This is a genomic window from Emticicia sp. C21 (assembly GCF_003418935.1).
Lineage (GTDB): Bacteria > Bacteroidota > Bacteroidia > Cytophagales > Spirosomataceae > Emticicia.
Genome location: NZ_QVMT01000005.1, coordinates 160,630 through 183,991, shown reverse-complemented (window position 1 = coordinate 183,991; position 23,362 = coordinate 160,630). Strand labels below are relative to the sequence as shown.

General features: G+C 37.7%; 15 protein-coding genes. 7 read left to right on the top strand and 8 right to left on the bottom strand.

What is annotated here, in order from left to right:
- Positions 1–146: 146 nt before the first annotated feature.
- The 4 genes from D0T08_RS13465 to D0T08_RS13450 all read right to left on the bottom strand — a co-directional run bounded on the left by D0T08_RS13465 (position 147) and on the right by D0T08_RS13450 (position 6,919).
- Entirely contained in the window at positions 147–3,539 is a 3,393-nt protein-coding gene (locus tag D0T08_RS13465) for an efflux RND transporter permease subunit (protein ID WP_116983388.1), read from the bottom strand.
- Positions 3,540–3,714: 175 nt separating this feature from the next.
- Positions 3,715–4,890 (bottom strand): efflux RND transporter periplasmic adaptor subunit, encoded by a 1,176-nt coding sequence (locus D0T08_RS13460; protein ID WP_116983178.1) that lies wholly within the window; start codon positions 4,888–4,890, stop codon positions 3,715–3,717.
- A gap of 57 nt (positions 4,891–4,947) precedes the next feature.
- The gene (locus D0T08_RS13455; RefSeq protein WP_116983177.1) at positions 4,948–6,276 is read right to left on the bottom strand and encodes a TolC family protein; all 1,329 of its coding nucleotides are present in this window, start codon (positions 6,274–6,276) and stop codon (positions 4,948–4,950) included.
- A gap of 16 nt (positions 6,277–6,292) precedes the next feature.
- Positions 6,293–6,919 carry a TetR/AcrR family transcriptional regulator gene (locus D0T08_RS13450; RefSeq protein WP_116983176.1) on the bottom strand — a complete coding sequence of 209 codons (627 nt, stop codon included), beginning with the start codon at positions 6,917–6,919 and terminating at the stop codon, positions 6,293–6,295.
- Between the two features lie 428 nt (positions 6,920–7,347).
- On the opposite strand from D0T08_RS13450, the gene D0T08_RS13445 reads away from it, so the two are divergent.
- The 6 genes from D0T08_RS13445 (at position 7,348) to D0T08_RS13420 (ending at position 17,388) form a co-directional block, all read left to right on the top strand.
- Entirely contained in the window at positions 7,348–8,391 is a 1,044-nt protein-coding gene (locus tag D0T08_RS13445; RefSeq protein WP_116983175.1) for a quinone-dependent dihydroorotate dehydrogenase, read from the top strand.
- A gap of 162 nt (positions 8,392–8,553) precedes the next feature.
- Complete coding sequence (locus D0T08_RS13440) at positions 8,554–9,081, top strand: YceI family protein (protein WP_116983174.1); 528 nt, start codon at positions 8,554–8,556, stop codon at positions 9,079–9,081.
- Positions 9,082–9,562: 481 nt separating this feature from the next.
- On the top strand, positions 9,563–11,968 hold the full coding sequence (locus D0T08_RS13435) for an outer membrane beta-barrel family protein (RefSeq protein ID WP_116983173.1): 2,406 nt from the start codon (positions 9,563–9,565) through the stop codon (positions 11,966–11,968).
- A 100-nt stretch (positions 11,969–12,068) separates the two neighbouring features.
- Positions 12,069–15,476 carry a HEAT repeat domain-containing protein gene (locus D0T08_RS13430; protein WP_116983172.1) on the top strand — a complete coding sequence of 1,136 codons (3,408 nt, stop codon included), beginning with the start codon at positions 12,069–12,071 and terminating at the stop codon, positions 15,474–15,476.
- Positions 15,477–15,559: 83 nt separating this feature from the next.
- Positions 15,560–16,930, top strand: a complete 1,371-nt coding sequence (locus tag D0T08_RS13425) for a gliding motility-associated C-terminal domain-containing protein (protein ID WP_116983171.1) — start codon at positions 15,560–15,562, stop codon at positions 16,928–16,930.
- A gap of 32 nt (positions 16,931–16,962) precedes the next feature.
- Positions 16,963–17,388 (top strand): hypothetical protein, encoded by a 426-nt coding sequence (locus tag D0T08_RS13420; RefSeq protein ID WP_116983170.1) that lies wholly within the window; start codon positions 16,963–16,965, stop codon positions 17,386–17,388.
- Between the two features lie 124 nt (positions 17,389–17,512).
- On the opposite strand, the gene D0T08_RS13415 is transcribed toward D0T08_RS13420, so the two are convergent.
- A complete protein-coding gene (locus tag D0T08_RS13415) occupies positions 17,513–18,850 on the bottom strand; it encodes an energy transducer TonB (RefSeq protein ID WP_116983169.1) in 1,338 nt (445 codons plus the stop codon).
- Positions 18,850–19,425, bottom strand: coding sequence for an RNA polymerase sigma factor (locus D0T08_RS13410; RefSeq protein WP_116983168.1), 576 nt, complete (start codon positions 19,423–19,425; stop codon positions 18,850–18,852). The genes D0T08_RS13415 and D0T08_RS13410 overlap by 1 nt, the downstream gene beginning before the upstream one ends.
- A 171-nt stretch (positions 19,426–19,596) precedes the next feature.
- Between D0T08_RS13410 and D0T08_RS13405 the strand changes: the two genes are divergently transcribed.
- Entirely contained in the window at positions 19,597–21,483 is a 1,887-nt protein-coding gene (locus D0T08_RS13405) for a VWA domain-containing protein (protein WP_116983167.1), read from the top strand.
- 39 nt (positions 21,484–21,522) lie between these two features.
- Here D0T08_RS13405 and D0T08_RS13400 read toward each other — a convergent pair whose 3' ends face one another.
- Positions 21,523–22,413, bottom strand: coding sequence for an RHS repeat domain-containing protein (locus D0T08_RS13400; protein ID WP_158561263.1), 891 nt, complete (start codon positions 22,411–22,413; stop codon positions 21,523–21,525).
- Between the two features lie 109 nt (positions 22,414–22,522).
- On the bottom strand, positions 22,523–23,305 hold the full coding sequence (locus D0T08_RS13395) for an enoyl-CoA hydratase/isomerase family protein (protein WP_116983165.1): 783 nt from the start codon (positions 23,303–23,305) through the stop codon (positions 22,523–22,525).
- Positions 23,306–23,362 lie beyond the last annotated feature (57 nt).

Sequence of the window (23,362 nt, the reverse complement as noted above, 5' to 3'; positions counted from 1 at the left end):
CAAATCTTTGATTATAAACAAGTTATGTATTGAAAATTTTTCTAAAAAAAAAGCATGTTTTTTTAGAAAAAAGTCTGATTTAAAAAAACAAACCCCACAAGAAACGTATATCTTGTGGGGTTCGAGTACCTCAGAAAAGGCTATTTTTAAGCAACAACCTCTTTAGTTTTAGGAGATGTTCCTTTCTTATTTTTACGGAAATATTTATCTCTTACTCTCTCATTAATATAGTACATACAAGGCACGATAACCAACGTAAGTACAGTAGAGAATGTCAGACCGAAGATAATCGTCCAGGCCAGAATACCCCAGAATACCGCACTATCACCACCGATGAAAATGTGAGGATTAAATTCAGTAAACAAGGTAACAAAGTCCATACTTAAACCTAAGGCCAGAGGCACCAAACCTAATACAGCTGCAGAGGCTGTTAACAATACCGGAGTCAAACGAACACCACCTGCTTCAATAATAGCCTGTTTCAATGGATAACCTCTTTCTCGCAACTCATCAGTAAACTCTATCAAGAGGATACCATTCTTTACCACAATACCAGCCAAAGCAATGATACCTACACCCGACATGATGATTGAGAAGGTCATACCGAATACCATGAAACCTAAGAATACCCCGATAAACGATAGTAAGATGGTTACAAAGATGATAATTGGTTTTACCACTGAGTTAAACTGCGTTGCCAGAATTAAATAGATAAGCAATACCGCTGCACCCAAAGCTCCCATTAAGAACATCATCGATTCCATCTGCTCTTCCTGCTCCCCTCCCATTTTCACAGAGTATCCGCTTGGTACCTCCATTCTGTCAATAACCTTGCTTTGGATTTCTGCCACAATTTCGTTGGCGTTATATCCATTCAATACCTCTGAACCTAAAGTAATGATTCTGGATTGGTCTTTACGGTTAATCTGACTAAAAGTGGTTGAATAACTGATATTGGCAATTGAGTTCAAAGGAACCTGGCGCAATACCCCACCCATATTCATATCACGGTAGGTGATGTTCATACTCAGAAGTTTCTCAACCTGATTACGGTCATCAGCTTTTAAGCGTAACTGAATCGGGTATTCATCTTTATCATCTCTGAATTTAGATATTTCAGCACCAAATAAGGCCGTACGAATAGCCATGGCTACCTGCGAGGTGCTGATACCTTCACGTTGTGCTTTTACTTTATCTACATCAACAATGATTTCAGGCTTATTGGTAATCAAATCAGATTTTAACTCTTCAATACCTTTGATATTCTCTTTCTGGATTTCTTTACGAACTTGTTTTTCGAGTTTAATCAGGGTATTGAAATCATCACCCATAATCTCAATCGAAATCGGTTTACCGGTTGGTGGTCCATTGTTTTCGCGTTGTACCGATATCTCAGTTCCCGGAATACCCTTAATCTCGTTTCTCATTTCATCCAGAAGCTTTTGTGAAGAAATATCTCCACGCTCTTCTTTTTTCACAAAGGCAACAGTTACTTTCGATTTATGTGGTGTAGCCGATCGATCCGGATTGAATGGGTCTCCGGCGTTTTTACCAACGTTTGAGATAACTGAGTTAATAGCTGTTTCAGCTTTATTTTTCTTAATAACCCCAAATACTTTCTTTTCAATTACCTTAGTTACCGAGTCTGTTACTCTGGCATCAGTACCTACTGGCATTACGTTATATACATAGATATAGTCAGGATCACCACTTGGGAAGAAAATCACCTTAGGCTGTACAATACCCAACATAACAAAAGTGAAAATCAACAAACCAAACATACTGATTACCGCAAATACCGGACGATAACCTGTAATAATCCAGGCAATCAATTTTCTATATCCATTTTTAAAGCTAGGTAATGCTTTATCCTGAAAAGGAATAATTACTTTTGGTGTCAATACAAAATGATTAAACACATACAGAATAGCAAACAATACGATCAGGTTACCAATACCTACATTAATTATATAACCAAGTAAAGCTACAACAGCCAGGATAATTAACGGGCGACGGATACTTTTAAAGCTCGTATCTTCGTGTTGTTCGTCTTCGTGGCGTCTCATAAATGAGATAGCAAATACCGGGTTTATCACATATGCCACAATTAATGAGGCAAATAGCGTATAAATCAAGGTAATCGGCAGGAACTTCATAAACTCACCTACGATACCCGGCCAGAATAATAGTGGGAAGAAAGGCGCAATAGTCGTTAAAGTACCAGATAATACAGGTAGGAATACCTCTGATGCCGCCAGACTCACAGCTTCTTTAATGCTCAGGTTCTTAAATCTATTAAATAGACGGTGAGCATTTTCAATTACCACAATCGCATCATCTACTACAATACCCAATCCTAGTAAGAAGGCAAAGAGAACGATGGTATTCAAGGTAAAACCTGAGAACCATAAAGGAATAAAGGCAATCAATGCTGATAGAGGTACTGAAAGACCAACGAAAATCGCATCTCTCACACCCATAAAGAACATCAATACAATTACTACGAATATAAAGCCTAGTACAACCGTATTAATCAGGTCGGCAATTTCACTTTTCACACGTTCTGAGGTATCGGCTGTGATTCTAGCCTCTAATCCTTTAGGGAAACGTTCGTTACGATATTTCTCTAATAGCACTTCAATACGTTCGGATACATCAATTACGCTCGCTCCGGCTCTTTTAATTACGTTCAGGGTTACAACACGGTTATTATCCAAACGGGCAAAATCCTGTTGTTCTTCGCTGCTGTCAATTACTTCTGCCACATCGCCCAATCTCACAGTTGCTCCCGTTGAGCTACGGATTTGTACATCCTGAATCTGATATACATCCTTGAACTCCCCTTTTACACGAATCGTACGACGTACATTGTCTACATTTAATTCACCGCCAGAGATATTGATGTTTTCACCCTGAATAGCTGTCTGAATGTCGTAAAAAGTCAATCCGGTTGATTGCATCTTGTATAAATCAAGATTAATCTGGATTTCTCTCTTCAAGGTACCAACAATATCAACCTTCGTAATCTCTGGGTACGACTCTATATCATCTTGTAGTTCTTCTGCATAATCTTTCAGTTTTTCTAATGGAAAATTACCTGCCAAGTTGATGTTCATGATAGGAAACTCCGAAAAGTTTACATCCTGTGCCGTAGGACCGCTATCAACTTTGGTTGGTAAATCTCTCCTTGCTTTATCAATCGCATCGCGTACACGCTGCAAGGCTGCTTCAATCTGTACATCCGGGTTAAATTCAACCAGAATAACCGATACGTCCTGCAAAGCATTTGATTTGATACGTTTTACACCTGTGATAGTCTTTAACTGCTTCTCAATGGGTTTATTGATTACGTTCTCAATATCTGCAGGGGTTGTACCAAAGTAAATAGTTTGTACATAAATCTGTGGTACTTTAATATCAGGGAACTGCTCTTTCGGGAGATTGAAGTAGATACCTAAACCTGCCAGGAATATCATTGTCGTGAAAATATAGACCGTGGTCTGGTTGTTTCCTAACCAACGAACCATATTGTAGATCATCCCACTACCATGAGGAAGATCTTGTTCTTGTAATTCTTGAAATTTGTCTTTTTCCATAATCTTAAAACCTATAAAGGCTTTTATGATTGTTTAAATATTTTGATATGAAGACACAGAAAAAGTATGGTTATATTGAGTTTCTCGTGGATTCAACACCATACCTTCTCTTTTCTGGTTAGAAACTTACCGCCTGACCATCTACTAAATCCTGATAGCCCTGGGTAATTAACAAATCTCCCGCTTGTAATCCTGATACAATTTCAATATCACCACCATAAGTAAGACCAGTGCTGATTTTACGGCTACGTGCTACTTTCTTGCCTCCCTCAGTTACGGCTACATATACAATATTACCAGATTCATCTTGTTGAATAAGATTTCTATTGATAATAATCGCACTGGCTTTCGACTGGTCGTTTACATTCATTACGGCAGTCATATTTGGTTTTAACTGAGGATCAATTTTCGGAACCGATGCTTCAATCGTAAAGGTACGTGAGGCAGGATTAACTGTTTGACTTACAAAAGTCAATCTGGCAGTAGTTTCTTTACCTAAATCAGGAAACTTGATTGTTACCATATCACCTTGTTTCACCGTTCCTGCATAAGTATCAGCCGCCTGAGCTACTACTTTAAGATCATTAGAATTAACAAGTCTTACAATCCCTAAGCCTGGAGCAGCCAATTCACCAGCACGTTGACGGATTTCATCAATAAAACCATTCATCGGAGCCGTTACTTTAGTCATGCCCAATTGCGTTTGTAGAGTAGCCAGACGTTTTTCAAGGGCTTCTACATTACTTTTAGCCTGGATGTATTGTACCTCTGTACCGATTTTCTGATCCCAAAGGTTCTTTTGTTTTTGATAGAATACTTTTGCAGTCTCTAACTGAACTTCAATCTCCTGTTGAGATTGTTTCATTACCGAGTTATCGATAGTCGCTATTAACTGACCTTGTTTAACGTAATCACCTTCTTTTACATTCAAACTAGTAATAGCGCCACCCACTTGTGGAGAAACAAGAATATTATTTTTAGCATCTAATCTACCCTGAAACTCAACGAAGTGTTTGAAGTTCTGCGCCGCAATAGCTGTAGTAGTTACACTGATAACCTTCTCTTCTTCTTTGTTCGGATCAATGATATTGAGTTCAGCTTGTAGCTTCTGGATTTTTTCTGAAAGCGTTTTTTCTTCCGCTTGTAGTTTGGCTAATTCCGCTTTCTTTCCTTCTACCGTATTACCACCGCCACCTTTTGAGCAAGAAGCAACCAGTACTATAAATGTTAAGGCAAAAGCTATACGTGAAAACTGTGATTTAGCCCCGTAATAAATAAGAGATATATTTTTCATACGAATGTGTTTTATTTAATGCTTATAATCGTGAACTATGGTGATTTTAGAAGTTTATTATTCTGATAATAGTTTTCCCATGGCTTTGTCTAAATCTACTTTAGCAATCAATACATCATATAAAGCAGCAAAATAATTGGTTTGTGCTTCTTTCAATGCCGATTCTGCATTCACTACTTCAATATTTGAACCCTGACCTGCCTGATATTTGATTTTGGTTACTCTCACCACCTCTGTCGCCAGATCCATATTGCGTTGTTGTACATTCAGACTTTCTAAACCATTTTTCAGATTGATACCCGCTGACTTTGATTGTAAATCGAACGATTCTCTTAACAATAAAGCGTTCTGGTCAAGTTTGAGTAAAGCAAGGTCTTGTTGTTGCAACTGTATCTTTCTTAAACCACTATCATAAATAGGTATCTGTACACCCAGGGTTAAAGCCGAAGAGCCAAACCAACGTTCAAATGGATTGAACCTGGTATTGCTATGCCCTGCGCCCAATGAACCATTGAACGAAACCTTTGGAATAGCTCCCTTCTGAGTACGTTCTTTATCTAACAATGTTAATTGTCTTTGTACCATTAAAGTAGAGTACTCTATACGATTGGCGTAATCAACGGGTTGATACTCTAATAGAGCCAATGGTCTGATGTCGACATCCGATAATTTATCTTTCAATACAATCGGTTCATCTAATTTCATACCCATCTGAAATTTCAGCAATGTCTCGCTTAATAAAATCAGATTCTTTACCTTTTGTGTTTCAGTAACCAGGTTGTTACGTTGAACTTCCAGACGGTCAAGATCCAGTTTTTCGATAAAGCCTTGTTGATTCATCACTCTCATTTCTTTGATTAATGAATCGATGCGCGCAATGTTTAAATCCAGAATTTTGCTTCTTTCTTCGGCTACCAACACTGAATAATAAGCTTTAGCTACGTTTTCGGCCACAACCACTTTTGAGTTGGTTACACCTTTACGCGCTAATTCACGGTATACCGGAGCTGCTTTCAGACCTACCAACCAAGTAGCATCAAAAATCAACTGGTTTACACCAACACCTGCCTGCCCTGCCCACGGAACACCAAACTTGAATTTGGTTACAGCGCCCTCTGGTGCAGTAGGGTCAAAGTTTTTGGCATCTAGTAGCTGTGTCGGGATAATTGCATTGTAGGTATAGGAGAAATTACCATTTATCTGAGGCAATCCGGAGGCTTTGATTTGTTTGATGGTTAATTCAGCCCCTACAATATCTAACTCGGCATTTTTTACGGATAGGTGGTTTTTCGTTCCGTACTGTACGGCCTCCTGCAAGGTAAATGCTTGCTGGGCTTGTACGGATATCCCACAGATTAGGAAAAAAATCAGGTACTTTATTTTCATATAGTTGATTGTTTAATTAAAGTTTGATATGCTCAAGCTCCGCGTCCTGTTTACATTTTTCGTAAAACTCCAGGCCTTTCGGGCTCATGATTCCTCTTAAATAATGGTCTATGAATGTGGTGTGAACGTCTGTCTGATTAAATCTTTCTGGTGGAAAAACATCGCGGTTAAAGGCAAACTCTACTTCTTCCATCCTTAATCGTGCCAGAATTTCAACATTGATGTCTGCTCTATAAAGTCCTTGTTCAATCCCTTCTCTGAGATTCTTCTTCACAATTTCCAGAAAATTAACTTTGTTGTATTCCAGAAAAAATTGCCAGGTTTTGGGATGATACTTCTTTAAATCGTAAAATACAGCTGGATTAATTGTCGACGCTTGTTTGCGAAGCAGCGACGCTTCTCTAACGACCTGCTCAATAGGGTTGGCCGATTCTTTATGTATTCGTTCTGATTCTTCCATATCACACATCATATTATGACGGGCAATCTCATGAACGATAGAATCTTTATCTTCAAAATTCTGGTAAATTGTCTTTTTTGAAATCCCTAATTCGGACGCTATATCGTCCATTGTTACACTCCTGATACCGAATTTCCGGAAGAGTGCTTCAGCGGTCTGTAAAATTCTGTCTCTGATTTCCATTTACATTTTTTCTGTCTTTATGCTATCATGATAGTAAGGTTATCTAGAGACAGAAACTGTGGAAACTTTCAAAAGGTTCAAAGTTTTTATAATTTTTTTTAGAACTGTTTTTGATGGGACAAAATTGGTATAGGAGCAGATAAATCGCTAGAAAATTATGATGAACCGCAAAAATTTGGGGATGAGCTTAGTTTATAGGATCATAAAGCCTTTTTGCCATAAAAAGTCCCATACCTACAGTATTTATATATCAATAAAAATTTGAACTTTTCTAATATAGAGTTTTTAAAATAAATCTATTCGTCAAAATTTAAAGGAATTTGAGCGCTAAATAGTAATTTTGTACATGAGTCTTATTTCTCCCACCTTATAGATATTTAACAATTATTTTACGTACAACAATGCCTGCGCAGGGCACCTGATTCTTCATGAGTTTTTATAAAAAATTTGTCTTCCCTTACCTTACTCGCCAGGACGCCGAGAAGATTCACTATTTAGTAATGGACGTGTTGAAGTTTGCGTGTAAGATTCCATTCATGCCTGCTATCTTAAGATTGATTTATGAAAAGAAAGACCCTCGCCTGGAGCGCAAGGTCTTTGGTTTGCGTTTCAAGAATCCTGTAGGGTTAGCGGCGGGCTTTGATAAAAATGGATTGTGGACAGACGAATTGTCAAACCTGGGTTTCGGGTTTGTTGAAATTGGTACGGTTACACCCAGAGCGCAGATGGGCAATGACAAACCTCGCCTTTTCAGATTAAAACAAGACGAAGCGCTTATCAACCGTATGGGTTTTAATAATGAGGGTTCAGGCGCAGCGGCTAACCAATTGCGTAAACGTAAGACAAAAATCATTGTTGGAGGAAATATTGGTAAAAACAAACTCACCAAAAATGATGATGCCGTATATGATTATCTGAAATCATTCAACGACCTATATCCTTATGTCGATTACTTTGTTATCAACGTAAGTTCACCAAATACTCCCGGTCTGCGTGCCTTGCAGGAGAAAGATCCATTGAAGTATCTGTTAAAAACATTAGAAAGAGATAATGGCCGTAAATCAAAACCGAAACCTATCTTATTAAAAATAGCTCCGGATTTGACTGACGAACAATTAGATGATATAATAGAGATTGTCAAAGAAACCCGCATCTCGGGTGTGATTGCTTCTAATACAACCATCAGCCGCGAAGGACTGGTAACCGATAAAGCAGAAGTAGACGAAATTGGTGCGGGTGGATTAAGTGGTAAACCTTTAGCGAAACGTTCGACTGAAGTTATCAGATACTTGTCTGAAAAATCCAAGAAGGCATTCCCTATTATCGGGGTAGGTGGTATCCATTCAGCAGAAGATGCAATTGAGAAACTGAAAGCCGGGGCATCTTTAGTTCAGGTCTATTCAGGATTCATCTACGAAGGCCCGGGAATTGTAAAAGATATATGTGAAGGGATATTGAAAGAAAAATTTTAAATTAATCAATTGATAATCAATACTTAACAGAAAAATCATGTCAGGTCTGGCATGATTTTTTTATTTTTGGAAACTATTTTGAGATGGTTTTGTTTTTATATGTATATACATACAATGTAAAAACACGATTCATTCATTATTATTTATAAAACATTTATTACAATGGCAAAATGGACTATCGACGCTTCTCACTCAGAAGTGCATTTTAAGGTAAAACACTTAATGATTTCAACAGTAACCGGAACTTTCGGTTCTTATGAAGGTAGTGTAGAAACTACAAACGACAACGATTTTGAAGGTGCAACCGTTAATTTCTCGGCTGACATCGACAGTATCTCAACCGGACAGGAGCAAAGAGACGGTCACTTGAAATCTGCTGATTTCTTTGATGCAGCCAATTTCCCGAAATTGACTTTTGTTTCTACTTCTTTTGAAAAATCAGGTGATGATACTTATATTGTTAACGGTGATTTAACAATAAGAGGCGTAACTAAACCTGCAACATTGAAAGCTGAGTTTGGCGGAATTATGACGGATTTTTACGGACAAACAAAAGCTGGATTTGATATACAAGGTAAAATTAATCGCCAGGATTTTGGCTTGGCATGGAGTGCAGTAACTGAGGCAGGTGGAATTGTGGTAAGTGACGAAGTGAAACTCGTACTAAACATTCAGGTTGTGAAAGGTTAATTCCTTACTTTTCCGGGAGTCAGAATCAAAAAAGAAACCTCTACTTTGCAGTGGAGGTTTTCTTGTTTATAAATGTACTAGTGTTTAGGTATAATTGCTCAAAAAGGTGTTATCGTTTTCTAAATCATATAAAGAAACCCCTGCTTTGGGGCAGAGGTTTTCTTCGTCAAAAATTATGATTTAGTTTAGGTTTATTGCTTGTTTTCTGAAATGACAAGTCAAATATATGGCTTTTTTATGAAATACAACAGAATTATTAAAATTTTTTATTTTTGTTTTCGTTGCTGTTTTGACTATTTTTCGCTCATTTCTCATAAAAAACGGCTCTGTAGCCTTGTTTTTGGCCTATCTTTATTAATTACAAATTTTTATTTAATTATTACAATACGCATTTTATCAATACGCTTTTAAGTTTTTTTAATCGGCGAAGCGATTGCTTTTTACTTAGCTTTGTTAAAAAAATACACCGATTACTGCTTCTATGAAAAAAGCTATTTTACTATTACACCTTTTACTTGCATTTCCTTGCCTTTCTTTTGCTCAAACAACCCCTATCAGCATTCAACTGACAGAAAATAATCAGTCTCCTATTATTGGCGCTACTATCAGAATTGTGAGTCGTACGGATACTACCAAAATTTTCAACAGCACTACAGATACTGTTGGTATAGCCCGATTTAATCTGGTACCCAATCAGCAATATAGCATGACGGCTACTTCGGTGGGTTATAAAACCATCATAAAAGGAATCAATGCCTCTGGCAAGCAATCTGTTTTGAAATTTGTGATGGAAACGGATAATAAATTATTGGGTGATGTGGTAGTAACTGCCAGAAAACCCCTGATGCAACAGGAAGACGATAAAACGATTGTAGACCCGGAACCCATCGCCAATACCAGTACGAGCGCCTATGAAATCATGGAAAAGATTCCGGGGCTATTTGTTGATCAGGATGGTAATATATACCTAAGTAATTCTACACCTGCAACTATTTACATTAATGGCCGCGAACAAAAAATGAGTACGGCTGATATTGCAGCAATTTTGAAGAGCTTGCCACCCAATAGCATCGAGAAAGTAGAAATCCTGCGCACGCCTTCAGCTAAATACGATGCCAGTGGGAGTGGTGGAGTAGTGAACGTGATTCTGAAAAAAGGCGTAAAGATTGGTTTTACCGGAAGTTTAAATGCCGGAATGAACCAGGGACATTACGGCAATCAGTTTATCGGTGTCAGCCTGAATAATAGCAGTGGCAAGCTAACTTCTTTTCTGAACGTCAACTATTCTCACCGGAATAGCTTTGAGCAGATACAAACCACCCGTCGTTTTTCGGCAGATAAAGAAATATTTCAGAATGCTTATACTACCTATCCGGGGAGTCAGGCTTATGTAGGTTTTGGTTTAGGTTATGAAGCCAGCAAAAAATGGGAGTTGAATTATGATGCCCGTTTGAGTTATAATCAGAATAATTCATCTGCCTATAACGAAAGCACCATTCGCCAGATTAATTCTTTAGAGGTTTTAACCAACAATATCAACACGACCAATAGCAAAGGAAACAACTATGGTATTAATCAGGGAATTAATGCAAAGTATAAACTGGATACTTTGGGCTCAGAATGGATTACCGATATTTCTTATAATTACTTCAATAACCAAACCGACCAGGTTTTTAATACGGCTTATGTTCTCCCAAGTGTTGCGAATATGGCTGGTAAAGGAGATTTAGGGAATAATCGGAATTTTGTTTCAGCACAAACGGATATTAAATACAAGTTTCCACATAAACTTACTTTAGAGTCCGGTTTGAAAGCTACTTATCAGCTATTCAGAAGTACGACTGCTTATTATACCAAAATTGGTGAGCAACAAAATATTGATATATCAAGAACTAATCAGTTCAATTATAATGAAAGCATTTATGCAGCTTACGTTCAGTTATCCAAAACCTGGGGTGAATTTATCCTGAAAGCAGGTACCCGCCTGGAAAACACCAATATGAACGGGCATCAGCTGATACCTTCTGATACTTCTTTCAAGGTTAAAAGAACAGACTTATTTCCTTATATCTATCTGAGCAGGAAAGTGACCAAGATTGCAGGGTATGAATTACGTGCCTATCTGGTTCACCGCAGGTCTATTACTCGTCCGGTTTATGAATATCTCAATCCTTCGCCACGTTTCATAGATCAGTATTTATATGAAGCAGGAAACCCTTCGCTAAGGCCACAATTCACCCGAAATTTTGAGGTGAATATAAGCGTAGAAGACCGACCAATCTTTGCTATTGGCCGCAACTATACACAGGATATTTTTACCAATGTGATTTATCAGAATCCTGATAACTCGAGTATAGCCTATCGCACTTATAATAATTTAGGTAAAAATCAGGAGACTTATTTCAGGCTTTTAGGAGCTGTGCCTCCGATTAACCGATACTTCTTTGTGGCTGGTGCGCAGTTTAATTATAATGATTACAATGGTTTGTACGAAAATGCTCCGCTAAAATTCCAACGTGGTAGTTGGACATTCTTTACCTTTCATCAGTTCAAATTGGATAAACTCACCAATATCAGCCTGAATGGCTTCTTCCGCCTGAAAGGGCAACAACAATTTTATGAGTTAAGTAATTTCGGTAATCTGAACCTGAATATCAACCGCCAGTTCTTCAATAAAAAACTGACGGCTACGCTTAGCATGAACGATGTTTTCTATACCAATAAAAACAACTTCACAATTAATCAGGGAAGCATTTCGGCCTTTGGTTTCCGTCAGGGAGATACCCGTCGGGTGGGGTTGAATCTTCGCTATAATTTTGGTTTCAGAAAGAAAGAAGAGCGGAATAATCCTTTCAATTTTGAGAATCTGGAAAGAAACAGCAATTAATTGGTAGAATTTTGCTAAAAACGCTTTAGCAATGGTCTGAATTTAATGAGAATTCACTATTTTTCGGCTCTATTTCAATTTCTAATCATTATATTACCTCATGACCTTTAAAAGCCTCTTCAAAAGCAAGGTTTCGCTCTTGCTTGTATCAGTCGGTTTGGTTGTTTCGTGTATGCGCACTTCTACAACCAAAACTAAACCGATAGTCATTACCGAAGACCCTGCCAAAGCGGTTAGCAAAGCTAAAGAAATCCGTGAAAAAACTGCAGCTAAATTAGCTGATGGCCTTCAAATGACCCTTTGGGCATCTGACTCATTGGCTCCTGATCCTGTTTCAATGACTATGGATGACCAGGGACGCGTGTACCTGACCAGAACTAACAGACAGAAAAACTCAGAGTTTGATATTCGTGGGCACCGTGACTGGATGACGCCTTCGATTGGTTTACAGACCGTTGAAGACCGTCGTGCTTTTTTAAGAGCCACTTTTGCGCCTGAAAAAAGCAAAGAAAACTCATGGGTAAAAGACCTGAACGAAGATGGTTCTCACGACTGGAAAGACTTAGCCGTTGAACAAGACGAAATCTGGCGTTTAGAAGATAAAAACGGTGATGGTATTGCTGATGTATCAACCCGCATCCTGAGCGATTTCAACGAAGAAATCACTGACGTAGCAGGTGGTATCTTAGCCCGTGAAGATGATATGTTTGTAGGCATCGCACCTGATGTCTGGCGTTTAAAAGATACCAATGGTGATGGTATTATTGACCAGAAAACCTCTATTAGCCATGGTTATGGGGTGCATATTGGCTTTAGTGGCCACGGTATGTCTGGTTTGATTGAAGGGCCAGATGGAAGAATCTACTGGAATATCGGAGATATTGGTGCTAATATTACCACTAAAGATGGCAAGAAATACGAGCATCCAAACTCAGGGATCATTGCCCGTTCAAATCCTGATGGAAGCGATTTTGAAATCTTTGCAGCAGGACTCCGTAATACCCACGAATTCGTTTTTGATGAATATGGCAACCTGATTTCATCAGATAATGATGGTGACCACCCGGGCGAAAGCGAAAGATTAGTACACGTAGTTGAGGGTTCTGATGCCGGTTGGCGTTCAAACTGGCAATATGGTAAATATACGGACCCTAAAAACAACAAATACAAAGTGTGGATGGATGAGGGTTTATCTAAACCCCGCTGGGACGGTCAGGCCGCTTACATCATTCCGCCAATCAGAAACTACCACAATGGTCCGACTGGTATGGTTTACAATCCTGGAACAGCTTTAGGTTCTGCCTGGAAAAACAAATTCTTCCTTGTGGAGTTCGTAGGAGCGCCTAACCGCTCACATATCTGGTCGTTTGGCTTGAAGCCTAAAGGTGCTTCGTTTGATTTTGATAGCGAAAAAGACGTAGTAAGTGGTATTCTACCAACTGGTATTCGTTTTGGTCCGGATGGTGCGCTTTACGTAGCTGACTGGATTAACGGATGGGGTACTAAAAACTATGGTAGAGTCTGGAAAATTGACGTATCTAATGATAAAAATGATTGGAAAGCACAACGCGAAGAAACCAAACGTTTGATGCAAATGAAATATCCTGCGCAAACGGACGATGTGCTATATGGATTGTTAATGAATGTGGATATGCGTATCCGTCAGAAAGCGCAGATGGAGTTGGCAAAGAGAGATAAACGCGGTTTTGCCGTTTTCAGCAAAGCCATTGCTCAAAGAGAAAACCAATTGGCTCGTGTGCATGGTATCTGGGGTATCGGTCAATTAACGCGCATGAACGCTACTTATTCTTCTGCATTAGGTGCATTATTGACTGATAAAGATGAGGAGATTATCGCACAAGCCGCTAAAATTATAGGTGATGCACGTGTGAAATCTTTAAGCGGTCAATTAATTCCGCTATTGAAAAGCTCAAATGCACGTGTTAGATTCTTTGCTGCAGAAGCTTTGGGAAGAACAGCTAACCCCGATGCAGTACAACCTTTGATTGATTTATTGAAAGCCAATAATGATGAAGATGTTTATATCAGACATGCGGCTGTGTTGGCACTTTCAAGAATCGGTAAAGTAGAGCCTATCATTGCTTTATCGAATAATTCAAGCAAAGCATTAAGAACAGCTGCAGTATTGGTTCTAAGAAGATTGAAAGATACTAATATCAGCGTTTTCTTAAATGATGCTGACGAATACATTGTAGCAGAAGCAGCAAGAGGCATCAATGATGATACGTCTATTGAGGCAGCTTTACCTGCTTTGGCAGCTACTTTGAAAGATACTCGTTTGAAATCAGAAGTGGTTTTGAGAAGAGCTATCAACGCAGCATTAAGAGTAGGAGGTGAAAAAGAATTGGATATGCTGATTGCTTTCTCTAAAAGAACTGATATCAAAGATGAGATTAAAGCAGATGCTTTGGCTACTTTAGGTTCGTGGGTGAACCCATCGGTATTAGACCGCGTTGATGGTCGTTACCGTGGTAAACTTCAAAGAGACGCGGCTATGGCAAGAAATAAAGTACAACCGCATATTGCAGAGTTTTTGAAAGAAAAAAATCCTGATACCCAGGTTGCTATCGCTGGTTTATTAGCAGATTTGAACATTACTGATGCCAATAATCAATTAGTAGCGATCTATGATGCTACTACCGAAAACAAAGTAAAAACGGCGATTCTAGCTTCTTTAAACACCCTGAAATATCCTGGAATAGATGCCTTGATAAAAAAGGGCATGGATGATAAGGACGAAACCGTAAGAACAGCAGCTTTAGGTTTATTGAATAGTTCGAATGTTACGAAAGAGTCTTTACCTGTAATTGTTAACTCTATCTTTACCAAAGGAAGTATCAGAGAGCAACAACAAATGTTGGTAGTATTATCGAAGATGGAAGCTGATAAAACTCAGGTAATTCTCGACAATCTGGTTACGCAGTTAATCGATAAAAAACTTTCTCCCAATATCTCTCTAGAATTAACAGAAGCCGTAAATGCAACAGGTTCTGAAAGCCTGAAGGCTAAATTGGCTGCTAATAGTGCTCATAATTCGCCTATGGACGAATTCAGAGAATCATTGTTTGGTGGAAATCGCTTTGCAGGGCGCCAGTATTTCATGACTAGTTCAACTGGAGAATGCGTCAGATGTCACGCTATTGGTGGTACCGGTGGTACCGTTGGGCCTAATCTATCAAATATCGGTGATGTATTGACCCGGGAACAAATCTTGCAGGCTTTGATTGAGCCAAGCGCCAGAATTTCTCCGGGTTTTGGTAGCGTTACAGTTAAGCTTAAAGACGGTCAGGAAGTAACCGGAACTTTGGCTAAAGAAACAGAAAGCGAATTAACGATCACTACTTCTGATGCAGAGCCATTAGTAATCCCGATAGCACGTATTGCGAAAAGAGAAAATTTCCCATCAGCAATGCCTCCTATGGGAACATTGATGACGAAAAGAGAAGTGAGAGATGTGGTAGAATTTTTGTCTAGTCTGAAAAAGTAATTAGCTTTATATCCAGAAAGGCTTTCTAAGTTCGAAATGCTTAGAAAGCCTTTTTTTGTTTACTTTAACCTGTCAACCAAATCTTGAAAGGTATTCTACATACCATTCTCATTCTACTCTGTTTCTTCATACCCTTATTGGCACTTTGCCAGGGGAATGATCAATGTATTGGTCCTAACATAGGTACAGGTGCTTTATTCACCAAAGAAACCGTAGGTTGTGTGCCATTTACAGTAATAGTAGAAAAAACAGACGGTAACTCTAAAGACCACCAATATATATTTAACTACACCGGCGGCTTGCCTGCGAATACAGTCACCGAAAAGATCTTTACTTATACAAAACCTGGTGCCTATAAGCTTATGCAGATTTCGTTCAGAAAAGATAATGGACAAGAACTAAGAATCTGCGCTGTAATTACTGTACTGGATACCGCAAAAATTAAAATCAATCCTAAAATCTGTAATAATACTGTTAGTTTAAGCTTAAGTGATATAAGAAAAAACGGAACAATTCCGTATGATTACTGCTATATTAATTGGGGTGATGGATCAATACTTGAAAAGGTTAATCTTCCTGCTAATCCCGTTCCTCATACCTATGCTAATAAAACGGATAAAAAAATCACGGTTAAAGGAGGTTATATTGTAGAAGATTGTGGCGGAAGCAATAGTATAAATCTGAAATTTCCGACTATTAACGAGCCAAAAATTCAGGAGCTTAATAAAACGGGGGCAAATAAGTTCTCCATCAGTTTTAATAATGAAACGGGAGATGACTATACTATTTTAGCCAATGGTCAAGTATTACTTTCTCAAAAAGGCAAACTTGGACAAACTAAGTTTTCGTTCGATAACCCAAACTCTAATACCTGTTATAGTATCCAATTACAAAATTCCTGTTTTACCAATACCATTTCGAAAGAAGTCTGCGATATTAACTTCCAACTAACCCCTACAGCCGAGGGAAATGAATTGACCTGGTTAAAACCTGCTACCGAGTCTATTAAAGACTTTATATTGACTAAGAATAACAGTACTCCAATTTCTGTTAGTAGCAGTTCTTATACAGATAAAGAGATTGTTTGCAAAGAAGAAAATTGCTATCAGATACGTTTTACCAGTAATGGCAGTAGCTTTATCAGCGAAAGACTTTGCGTTAAAAATAACGTGGTTCCATGTGAAACAGGTGATAATCCTATTCATGTTCCTACGGCCTTTAGTCCGAATGGCGATGGGATTAATGATAAATTATTCCTGTTTGGGGATTTAGAGAGGTTTATCAGTCTGAAAATATATAACCGTCGTGGGCATGTGGTAAAATCTATCAACTTTCCATTTGAAGCCTGGAGTGGAGATGACCAGCCTGCGGGTTTATATGAGTATCTTTTGAAGTTTAAAAATATAAATAATAAGGAAGTTATCTTGCAAGGGACTATTATGTTGATAAAATAGGGGTGATTCTGCCTTTCCTTTAGTCTTTACCTATGAAAAAACTAATAATTTTTTCTGTGTTTTACTTACTGATTTTAAATCCTGTATTTTCTCAGATACTAACTTTTAAAGAGTTAATGAATTTAGCAAAATGTAGGAATCATGAATGTTTTGATAATTATATATTAAAAAAAGGGTTTCGTTTTTTAAAATCTGAAAAGTCTCTTTCAAGAGAAATATCTTATAATTATATCTCAAATGATGAATTTTTAGCTACTGACTCATTGGTTAAAAATGAAACAGGAATACTTTTTCCTAATAATTTATCTGTTAAAACTTTTTTCAGGACCAATATTACTCAGCAGTACCAATCTATTTTAACACAAATTAAGCAGTCAGGTTTTGAAGCGGATAAGACGGAGTTCCCAAAAAATGGGATTAGAGCCTATTATTTTAATTCCAAAATGTATGGATACTAAATTGTTGTATCTGAATATCGTTCGGCAACAAAAGGGAGTAAAAAGTTTTTGAATTTATATGAAGTTAGCGTACTAAAAAATATGGAAAAATAAGAGCAACGATCAAGAAAACGGTTCTCAGAGATTACTTAAACCGAACAATTACATGTTTCGAGCTTGATACAGGTTTTTCTTCTTTAGTAGCCGGAAACCATTTAGGGCCATTTTTTATAATTCTGATAGCTTCTTCATCACAACCATAACCTAAGCTTTTTACAATAGTAAAGTCAGATAAGTCCCCTTTTTCATTAACCTTAAAGTTCACTATTACTCTTCCTTGAATATTCGCTTGTACGGCTCTTGGTGGGCGTTTTGTATTTTCATTCAGATAAACCTCAAATGCTTCCCAACCAAATTCAGGTTTGGCATCAGTAATTACTTTTTCAAACATGCCATCACTCGGGACACCTGCAGGAACTTTAGACTTACTTGGCAGATTAATATTATGCTCGCTATAAATAATTTTATTCGGCAAATTATTAAAAGGCACTTCCATTTGAGGCATAAACCGGTTGTTAAAGACAATTATATCTCCTCTTCGAGCATCTCTTAAGCTAAATTTCCCCTCTTCATCTGTCTTGATTCCGTCTGCTTTGCCTTTGATATTAATAGTTACATCCTTCATCGGCTCATTATCACCATCTACTACAATGCCTGATATAGCTGACCCTGCCAGTCGGCCTGCGCCTCCTAAAGCCCTGCTTTTACTTTCTACCTTTGCTTCATCATCTCTGTCTGCTACCGTTTTCTTTTCTACCGCTATAGGGGCTGAGGCTGCCGGTGCAGGGGGTGGCGCTTCGGCTGCTATTTTATCAGTCACATTTTTTGTTGAAATTACGCTCGACTCAGCCTCCTCTATAGCTGGTGACGGTAATTCACTTACTACTGCCTCTGCCTCATTGCTATTATTATAGGATTGTTTCTGTTTTTCAGTTGCCTGAGAAATATTTCCTGGCTTACTCAAAGCTGTATTGTCTTCTTTGGCAATAGGAGCACTAGCCGCTGGTTCTGATAAATTATCAGTAGAAGTTTTCCTGATTTCCATTAAAGCAGTATCCGCTTCGTTCTGCTTATCATCTATTACATAATACGTTCCGGCAAAAACAAGTATCAATGCGGCAGCTATGCTTACAGGTTTCCAGGCTCTACTTACGGTAAAAACAGGTGTTTGGTTATTGGCATCTTGGTTAATTCTGTTTCCTAATCGTGCTTTTAAATCAGTAAGGTTTTTATCGGTTGAAACTTTGTCTTTTTTGATTTCAAAGAATCCCTCGGCAGCATCGGCATAGAAAGGTTGTTCAAGCAGAATTTTTTCTACCCGATGCATTTCCTGAGCGGTCATTTCTCCTGCTTCGTACCTTTTCAGGTCTTCAGCTGAGAGTGTATTTCGTTCAGGAGTAAATATGTGCTTTTTCTTTGCCATTATTGGTTCTTTTCCATACAAATTTTCAAATTCCGCTTCCCATTCTGAATATAGCTTTTCACCTTATTCAAATCAAACCCTGTCTGGTCGGCAATATCTTTGTAACATTTTTCCTGTAGGTAAAACAATTCTACACACGATTTCTGTTCACGTTCCAACTTGCCAATACAATTTTCCAGTTTTTGTAAATCACCCTCTAAATCTACTTCATCATCTATTAGATGCATAAAGGGTTCATTTTCCACAAAATCATCTTCCGAAATTTCTAAACCACCGACTTCTATTTTCCTGGATCTCAGTTGCATCAGGCAATAATTACGCGCAACACTATGTAACCAACTCTTAAAATTACTTACCTGATGCTTCTTTAAATCGCCTATCAACTGCTCGAAAATCTCCATCGTAGCATCTTTACTTTCTTCTTCATCTCGCAGATACTTGTAACAAACCGCAAAAACCATTTCCATATTGCGCTCATACAATTCTCCCAATACGTTCAAATCGCCACTTACCTGATATGCCTCTATATATTCGGCATCAGTCTGAGGTTTTGATTTACGTTTGAAAAATTGCATTTGTTAAGCGTTTTCGGAAGTTCAGAAAACAAATTTAATTTTTTTCTAAAATTTTTATGGAATTTTTATGAAGTCTTCATCAATAGGGAAAATCACGAAGATTTCATGTTTTTAAAATTACCCCAACACCATGAAAACTTCTAACACTTATTGATTGGGGACTATAAAATTATGGGAATTAAATTATTGCTTCTGACTTTGACCCTCTATTTAGGGTTTATTTTTACCCAAGAACGTACTATTACGGGCACTGTTACTTCTGCCGATGATAACTTTCCTTTACCGGGGGTTATGATAAAAGTAAAAGGAACAAGTACAGGCACAGTAACTGATGCCAATGGTAAATATAGTATCAATGTTTCGACCTTGCGTAGCACTCTGGTTTTTAGTCTTATTGGTTATGCTACTAAAGAAATTAAAGTGACAGACAAAAAAGCTGAATGGAATGTAAAGTTAGAAGTAAGTACACAAGCTTTAGAAGAGGTCGTTGTGACAGGATATGACCAACAGACGTATGATAGAGAAGCAAGATCCTTATCCATGAGTAAAGCCAAATCAATGCCAGGTGGCGGTTTGTATGCGCCTTCGCCAATAATGAATAGTCAGGTTGCTAATTATAATACGGAAGAATACAGCACTTTTGAAGAAAATGTTTTTCATGAAACCAAGAAAGATGCACTAACAACATTCTCGATTGATGTAGATAGAGCTGCTTATAGTAATATGCGTAGAATGATCAATAACGGAGCTTTACCTACTAAAGATGCTATTAGAATCGAAGAAATGATTAACTATTTTGATTATAGCTATGAGCAACCTAAGGGCAAAGACCCTGTAAGTTTCCAGACTGAAATCTCAGATTCTCCCTGGAACAAAGGTTTGAAACTCTTGCATATTGGTTTACAAGCAAAGAAAATACCTACTGATAACCTACCTGCTTCTAATCTGGTTTTTCTGATTGATGTATCGGGTTCAATGGGTGATTATAACAAGTTACCTCTATTGAAACAAGGCTTTAAGCTATTAGTGGATCAATTACGCCCGAAAGACCATGTAGCCATAGTAGTTTATGCAGGTGCTGCCGGAATGGTATTACCTTCTACCTCAGGAAACGAAAAGACAAAAATCAAAGAAGCTTTAGAAAATCTGCAGGCTGGAGGCTCAACAGCGGGGGGAGAGGGAATTAAACTAGCGTATAAAATTGCGCTGAATAATTTCATTAAAGGTGGTAATAACAGAGTAATATTAGCTACTGACGGAGACTTCAATATCGGCACATCAAGTGAGGCTGATTTAAAAACCCTGATTGAAGATAAAAGGGAATCGGGTGTTTATCTGAGTGTTCTGGGTTTTGGTATGGGTAATTACAAAGATAATAAAATGGAAACCCTGGCCGATAAAGGGAATGGCAACTATGCCTATATCGACGATTTGCAGGAAGCTCAGAAAGAATTTGTTACCGAATTTGGTGGAACACTCTTTACTGTAGCCAAGGATGTAAAATTGCAACTGGAGTTTAATCCAAAATATGTAAAAGCTTACCGTTTGATTGGCTACGAAAATCGCCGCTTAAACAATGAAGATTTTAATGATGACAAAAAAGATGCAGGAGAAATGGGCTCAGGACATACTGTAACTGCCATTTACGAGATTGTTCCGACTGGTGTTGAAAGCCAGTATTTAGCTAAAGTTGACCCTTTAAAATACCAGGAGAATAAAAACCTGACTAATGAAGGTAATTCAAATGAAGTGTTGACTATCAAACTGCGTTATAAACTGCCTGAAGAAAATACAAGTAAACTGATTGAACAGATAGTATTAGACAAACATACAGCTTTTGACAAAACCTCTGATAATTTCCGCTTGGCGGCATCCATAGCAGAGTTTGGTTTACTATTGAGACAATCAAATTTTAAAGGGAATGCTAATTATGAACATATTATCGCTACTGCCAGATCGGCCAAAGGGAATGATGAGGAAGGATACAGAGCAGAATTTATTAAGCTGGTAAAGATGGCGCAATTGCTATCAAGTAAAGACTTAGCCCGTGATAATTAAGCAAAATAAAAGCCCTGACATCGGTCAGGGCTTTTATTCTTATTTGCAGGTATAATTATAGGTTTCTTCTTCTTTATAAGTCTCCCCATCATATTTGCGGACTGCTGTCATTTTTGAAGGGAATCCCTCGGGAGTATATCCATAATCATAGGTAGAAACTTCTGCTTCTCCTGTTAAAAAAGAAATAACACTGTCACTTAATATATTATTGGTATTAAATAAATAGGTCATATTTATTCCAAAAAGAGTTGTTACAACAATATGCGGAAGGTATGCCTTTGACAGGTTTGTGTTAGTATATACATTTGATTTAGTATCAAATTTCAGATTTTCCAATAATGTTATTTTCTGAGCACCATCTGTAACAGATATTTTTTTAATATTACTATTGGCGTCATACTCAAATAATAAATCAATTGGGCCATCAGGCGAAACTGCCTGTATTTTCTCTACTTGTCCTTTGGCATTAGTCGTATAAATATACTCGCTTATTAATAATTCAGCCATACCTCCTTCTGAATCATATTTTACTTTTGATATATTCCCCTTGCCATCATATTCATAGCTAAATGTTTCTACAGTACCCACACCACTATCGTCAATAATCATTTTCGTAATACGATTATTGGCATCATATTCATATTTGGTTACAAATCCGTCTTCGTCTTTAGTCTCAAGTAGATTTTTTGAGTTGTAAGTAAACTTTGTAGTATAAGACTGCCCGTCTTCTGTGTTTTTTATCTCACTTACATAGCACTTTGGCGTATTATTCGGGTTGTTAGGATTATTCGGATTATTTGGGTTTCCATTTGGGTCTGAAGGATTAATCGTTGCATCAGGGTTAGCCAACATTCCTCCCTCGTCACCACAAGATAATAAGGTAAATGTCGTTAAAGTCGCAATAATCACAGACAGTAAAGTTTTTTTCATAAGACAATATTTAGTGTTTGTTAAATTTCTAACAAAATTACAAAAAAAAATAATCATAACAACTTTCATTCTACGGTCAGAAAGTTCTGATTATCAGCCGTTTATTATTCTATTTATTCTTAAAAGCCGTTTTTCTTTTTTGTAAGAAAGCCATTATTCCCTCCGCAAAATCATGAGTTTTACCCAATAAATCCTGATTGATAGCTTCCTGCTCCAATATTTCATCCAAATTGCTATTGAGAGATTGATTCAAAACCTTTTTCATTAATCCAATTGACCTGGTAGCCGAGTTTTTATAAATATCTACTAATTCACCCACTGCTGCATCTAGTTCTTCGAAAGCAACGGCTTTGGTCACTAATCCTAACCCCAGTGCTTCTTCCATATATACTTTGCGGCCTGTGCTACATAATTCAAAGGCCTTTTGTATACCTATAGTACGCGGCAGGAAAAACATTGAACCGGCATCAGGCATTAAACCAATACCTACAAAAAGCTCACTCATATAAGCATCCTGATTAGCAATGATTATATCACAAGCCAAAGCTAAAGACATACCAGCCCCGGCAGCTATTCCATTCAGGCGACAGATAACTGGCTTTTCAGCATTTCTGATAGCCTTAATCATTGGGTTATAGTTTTCTCTAAGAGAGTCTCCTAATGAAGTCAGTCCTTTATCTAATCCTGCTTTTAAATCAGCACCTGAACAAAATGCTTTATCGCCCGTACCAGTGAGTACAATTACTCTGATAGTTTCATCTTGACTAGCCGTTTCAACAGCTTTGGTTATTTCTTTTATTAATTCAGTGCTCAGGGCATTAAACACTTGCGGCCTGTTAAGTGTTATTGTTACAGCACCCTCCGAAACCTCATAGATGATATTATCGTACATAACTGATAGTCAAGTTTTTATTAACTGATAAAATTTATTGTATCTAAAAATTGTTAT